We start from the raw sequence: 5,847 nt of genomic DNA on the forward strand, positions 1-5,847 counted from the left end.
TTGAGAGAATGTTTGTTCCCTACTCCCTACTCCCTACTCCCTACTCCCTACTCTCTACTCCCTACTCCCTACTCCCTGTTCCCTTTACTAAATCTTGAATCCTCGACCTGTCCAAAAAAATTGATAATTAACTTGGGTAATGTCCATGTCTCCCCACCCTGACAACAGTGGTAGAGAGAGACTTATGACATCCCCCAAGCGTCCACCACTAGTTAAACCCAAAGCCCCAGGGCTGATTTTATGGATCTACAGATTATCGAACGAGATGGTAGACGATACCTTCCTACCGAGCAGTTGTCGATGACCGAATGGCCTCGGCTCACCACAAACCAACCTCTACCAACCCTTCCTCTCAAAGTAGATGACCTGTTTTTAATCACAGATACCCTAGGGAATATTTCGGGGAACTTAGAAAACGAAAATAATAGCACAACCGGGTTATTTTGTCAAGATACCCGCTTTCTCTCTCGCTTAGAGTTACAAATTGAAGGGCAACTGCCCATTCCCCTGAGTAGCAGTGCTGAGGAAGGATTTGTCCTATCGGTGATGTGTTGCAATCCCCGTTCACCTAATCTTCCCCCAAAAACCCTAGGCATTCAGCGGCAGCTAGCCCTCCATGGTGGCTTATGGGAAGAAATTGTAATCACCAATTACGACACTCAACCCCTTAGCTTCAGCGTCAGCCTCAGTTTTGATGCCGATTTTAAAGACTGGTTTGAAGTCAGGGGTCATCAGCGACAGCAGCGGGGAACTCTGCTGCATTTACTACCGCCTGATATCGATTTAGAGACGCTGTTAACCCTAAGTGAGTTCAACACCGATACCATCAACCTAGCTTACCAGGGACTGGATAACTCCCTGATTGAATCTCAGATCGACTTTACTCACCGTCTCCCAGACACCTACAAAGGGAACACAGGGGTTTGGGACTTGTGCCTCAAGCCTGGCGCTACTGAAACCTTAGGCTATCGACTGGAACTGCTCACCCACAAAGCGCGAATCACTACAGCTAAAATTCCAGCCACCCTTGAACAAGCTAAGACCGCTAACTTACTCCAAAACCAGGAATGGTATAAACGGGTAACTCACATTAGCTGTGATAATGAAACCCTTAACCAAGTGATTTCTCGGGCAATACGAGACATCTTTTTACTAAGGCAGACTATTAATGGCTGCACAGTTCTTTCCGCAGGAGTACCTCGGTTTTCCACCTTGTTTGGCCGAGATTCCATAATTGCTGCCTCACAAACCTTAATTCTTGACCCTACCATCCCCAAAGGGACTCTGGAAATTTTAGCCCAGTACCAAGGCCAAGAGGATAACCCATTGCGGGATGAGCAACCGGGTAAGATTTTGCATGAACTCCGGGTTGGGGAATTGGCTCGCTGTCGGGAAATTCCTCACACTCCCTACTACGGTACAGTTGATGCTACCCCACTCTGGCTGATGCTCTATGCCGATTACTATGCTTGGACCAATGACACAACTACCCGAGACCAGCTCTGGCCCCATGCTTTGGCGGCCATGGATTGGATTGATCGTCAATCTCAGCAAAACGGCTATCTCTGTTATCAGCGCCAGTCCAAAAAAGGTTTGCGTAATCAAGGGTGGAAGGATTCCGGTGATTCCATGGTCACTCGTGATGGTTCCCTAGCAACGGGAGCGATCGCATTATGCGAAGTCCAAGCTTATGTCTATGGTGCTAAAACTAGACTCAGCCATCTGGCCAGGATCAAGCAGCGAATTGATTTAGCCGAGCGTTGGGAAAACCAAGCCAAGGAACTCAAGCAACGCTTCAACCAGGATTTTTGGCTAGAGGACCTAGACTTCTGTGCCTTAGCACTAGATGGACAAGGAAAACTCGTAGATAGCATAACCTCCAATCCTGGTCATTGCTTGTCTTTGGGCATTTTTACCCCAGAAAAAGCAGCTAGTGTAGCAAAGCGACTGTTAGCACCAGATATGTTCAATGGTTGGGGGATTCGTACCCTTAGTAATCAATCCGCCGCTTACAACCCGATCAGCTATCACGTGGGATCAGTCTGGCCCCACGAAAATTCCTTGATTGCGGTAGGATTGCGTACGCTAAATCAAGTCGATCAAGCCTTAAAAATTGCCCAAGGCATGATTGACATGACAGTTGAGCAACCCTACTATCGTCCTCCAGAACTATTCTCTGGTTACCAGCGCACTTCCAACAGCTCTCCGGTAAAGTATCCAGGAGCCTGTCCTCTCCAAGCCTGGGCAACTGGCAGCATTTTCCAACTGCTGCAAATGATGGTGAATTTGCGACCGGATGCTCCAGGAAAAAATTTACGTATTTTCCGACCAACTTTACCAAATTTTATCAATCAACTCTTAGTTCGTAACTTGCGGATTGGCTCAACGGTGCTAGACTTGCAATTGGAACGATCTGATACAACCACCACCTGTAAAGTGGTCAAAAATTCCGGTAACCTCACGGTTGTGATCCAAAGCTCCAGTTAATGGCAAAGGGAAAGGACAAAGCATAGGGCTATAAATTTGTCCGGCGTGACAGTGGTAAGGCTTTCATAGAATTGACCCTGACCACTAAGCGCTGATCTCCCACGCACTGCCTTTATACTTGCCCAGTTATGATGATCGGCAAGCTGTCTTGACCATTAGTGCGTGGGAGTTGAAACCTATTGTTCAGGGTGTTTGAGTGTAGGTTATTTATCCTGCTGAAATTTTAATCAAAATTAAAAGCTTAATTGTTTCCATGTATTTTCCAACTGCCTTGTCGATCTAGGGGAATCATGTAAATATGGCGGTTGCTTACTTAAAGCTTGGCACACCCCGCCCTAATTCCAATCAAGATAGTGGGGTAAGCTATTGCCCCACTGCCAGAAGATCCCAAGGAGTGAGCCAATCTCCCACGACAATCCTACTCCCTGCTAGCCAAGGGCTAGAGCGGGAGTAGGTTACAGACCCACCATGGACAAGACACGCTAAGTTACTATGTCTAGTTTGTTACGAGCTGTTCTCCAAAGTAACGAGAAAGCCGATTTGCGTCAGTTTATCAGTCAACTGCGATCTGAACAAGAGCGGTACTTTCTAAGGAATCAGATTCTGCAAGCGTTTGATAATTACTGCACTACTCATGACAAGCCTGCTTACTTTAAAAGAACTTCCTCTATCGCCGAACTACTGAACTATACCCACGAAATTATTCTGGAAGAGAAAAACCTTTGGCTTCTCTTGCGGACAAGGGTTGCTTCTCAAGAAATCTATCGGCTAGCAGCGGATTTGACCAGTTTTGAACCAATGCCAGTGGAGGAGTTACTGAGCTTACGCGATCGCTGGGTTAAGCGCTACTTCCCAGAAAAAGGGGGTCTGCTAGAAATTGATGTTGGTCCGTTTTACAAAAATACTCCTACAATTCGTGACCCGAGAAAGATTGGCAATGGGCTGGAGTTTCTTAACCGTTACCTATCTAGCCAATTATTTGCTGACTCTGAGCAGTGGCTAGAGGAGCTGTTGAAAAACTTACAAGCGCACCACTACGACCACACACCATTACTGCTCAATAACCGGATTGACTCAACTACTCAACTCTTTGAAAAGCTTAAGGAAGCACTAACATTAGTGGGAGAGCTACCAGCTCACACCCCCTATGAAAAGTTTCGCTTCGAGCTTCAAGTTCTCGGTTTTGAAGCAGGTTGGGGTAACACTGCTGGTCGAGTGCGCGAAACCCTAGAACTGCTTGAGCGGTTAATGGACGCTCCTGATCATGCAGTCCTCGAAGCCTTTATTTCTCGTATTCCCCTAATCTTTCGGGTTGTTCTGGTTTCCGTTCATGGCTGGGTTGGTCAAGAAGGAGTCTTGGGTCTTCCCGACACCGCTGGTCAAGTGGCATACGTCATCGACCAAGCCCGTAGCCTGGAACAAACAATCCAAAACAATATTAAACTCTCAGGTCTTGACGTTCTGGGGGTCGAACCAAAGGTGATCGTTCTGACTCGCCTAATTCCCAACTGTGAAGGTACCCAGTGCAATCTACGCCTAGAAAAAATCCAAGGCACCAGCAACGGTTGGATTTTACGGGTTCCTTTCCAGGAATTTAACCCAAAAGTCACTCAAAACTGGATTTCCAAATTTGAGATCTGGCCCTATCTCGAATCCTTTGCCTTAGATTCAGAAAAAGCGCTGCTAGAAGAATTCCAGGGTAGTCCAGACTTAATTATCGGAAACTATTCCGATGGAAGTTTAGTTGCGTTTCTGCTGGCGAGACGCCTAAACGCTATCCATGGCAGTATTGCCCACACCATGGAAAAGCCTAAATATCTGTTTAGTGACCTCTACTGGAAAGACTTTGAGTCCCAATACAACTTCTCCATACAATTCACCGCTGATTTAATTGCGATGAATTCAGCGGATTTCATTCTGACCAGTACCTATGAGGAGCTTGTGGGAACACCAGAGAGTGTAGGCTACTACGAGTCTTACAAGTGTTTCAGTATGCCCGAACTGTATCATGTGGTGAATGGGATTGAGTTATTCAGCCCCAAATTTAATGTGGTACCACCAGGGGTCAACGAAAACATTTTCTTTCCCTACACCCAGACATCAGACCGGATTGCCCACGACAGTGAACGGGTTAAAGACTTGCTGTTGAGCAAGGAAGACCCCGAAATTGTCGGCTATCTCAACAGTCCTAACCAGCGCCCGATTCTGAGTATTGCGCCCCTAACCTCAATCAAAAATCTGAGTGGCTTAGTGGAATGCTTTGCCAGTTCAAAAGAACTTCAGCAAAAGTGCAACCTAATTTTAATTACTAGCCATGTCAGGGTTGAGGACGCCACTGATCCAGAAGAGAAAGGGGAAATCGAGAAGCTTAACCAGCTAATTAAGCAATACAATCTTCATGGCAAAATTCGATGGATCGGACTACGTCTGACCACCCCTGATATCGGTGAATCCTACCGAGTGATTGCTGATTTGGGGGGATTTTTAGTCCATCCTGCTCGCTTTGAAGCCTTTGGTCTAACGGTTTTAGAAGCCATGATCTCCGGTTTACCAACATTTGCTACTCAATTTGGTGGACCATCAGAGATTATTCAAAACGGCGATAATGGGTTTCTCATTAATCCCACAGACTTGCAAGATACTGCCGAAAAAATTCAGCAATTTATTTCAAAGTGCGAACACACCCCTGACTACTGGCAGAAAATTTCTCAAGCAGGTATCAAGCGAGTTCGGGATAAATACAATTGGCAGTTGCATACCAAACAGCTGCTCTCACTCGCAAAAATTTACGGATTCTGGAGCGAAACCTCTAAAGAAAGCCGAGAAGCTCTGCTGCGCTACCTAGAAGCTTTGTTCTATCTGATTTACAAACCCAGAGCGACAAACTTACTAGCCAAGCATAGGTCGCGTTAATCAGAGATTATGGGCTATAAAAAAGTGAGGAGGGGGAGCAGAAAGCATCACAACTGAATGGTTGAGCTGACTGTTTCTAAAGTAATGCTTAAAAGCCTTCAAATTCTACTGATTTTAAGCTAATAAGAACTCACTCTTAGTTAATTCCCTGGTAATTTCCGGTTAATCGGGAATTTACTAGCTAAGATGCACCACGATGGACATTAGTCCGCTCGTTGTAATGGTTACGACAGCTACGAATGACCGCCAGTTCGTAGCCCTGCCGCTAGTAGTTAAGGTGAGGGAAAAATCTGCTGCTAGCCCAACCAGCCTTTACAACCAACATTGCCCTTCGCGGAAGCGGGACTAAGTCCGACAAACTTTACTCCCGATCTCAGTTGCACAAAACCCGTGCAATCATGGAGGCTGATTCTAGAAATTACTAGTTATAGAAATTACTAGTTATTA

The 5,847-nt window shown here is 46.0% G+C and carries 3 protein-coding genes; all 3 read left to right on the forward strand.

Annotation, left to right across the window (positions count from 1 at the left end; all coding sequences use genetic code 11):
• The first annotated feature begins 240 nt into the window (after positions 1-240).
• The 3 genes from F6K20_RS21525 (at position 241) to F6K20_RS21535 (ending at position 5,400) form a co-directional block, all read left to right on the forward strand.
• Entirely contained in the window at positions 241-2,487 is a 2,247-nt protein-coding gene (locus F6K20_RS21525) for an amylo-alpha-1,6-glucosidase (protein ID WP_008185616.1), read from the forward strand.
• Between the two features lie 298 nt (positions 2,488-2,785).
• A complete protein-coding gene (locus tag F6K20_RS21530; protein WP_154659831.1) occupies positions 2,786-2,941 on the forward strand; it encodes a hypothetical protein in 156 nt (51 codons plus the stop codon).
• 38 nt (positions 2,942-2,979) lie between these two features.
• Complete coding sequence (locus tag F6K20_RS21535; protein WP_008185619.1) at positions 2,980-5,400, forward strand: sucrose synthase; 2,421 nt, start codon at positions 2,980-2,982, stop codon at positions 5,398-5,400.
• Positions 5,401-5,847 lie beyond the last annotated feature (447 nt).

It is taken from the genome of Moorena sp. SIO2C4 (assembly GCF_010672485.1).
Classification (GTDB): domain Bacteria; phylum Cyanobacteriota; class Cyanobacteriia; order Cyanobacteriales; family Coleofasciculaceae; genus Moorena; species Moorena producens.

Excerpts from the sequence above, each read along its gene's own strand:
- F6K20_RS21530 (WP_154659831.1), top strand. The coding sequence starts at position 2,786 with ATGGCGGTTGCTTACTTAAAGCTTGGCACACCCCGCCCTAATTCCAAT.
- F6K20_RS21525 (WP_008185616.1), top strand. The coding sequence starts at position 241 with ATGGATCTACAGATTATCGAACGAGATGGTAGACGATACCTTCCTACC.
- F6K20_RS21535 (WP_008185619.1), top strand. The coding sequence starts at position 2,980 with ATGTCTAGTTTGTTACGAGCTGTTCTCCAAAGTAACGAGAAAGCCGAT.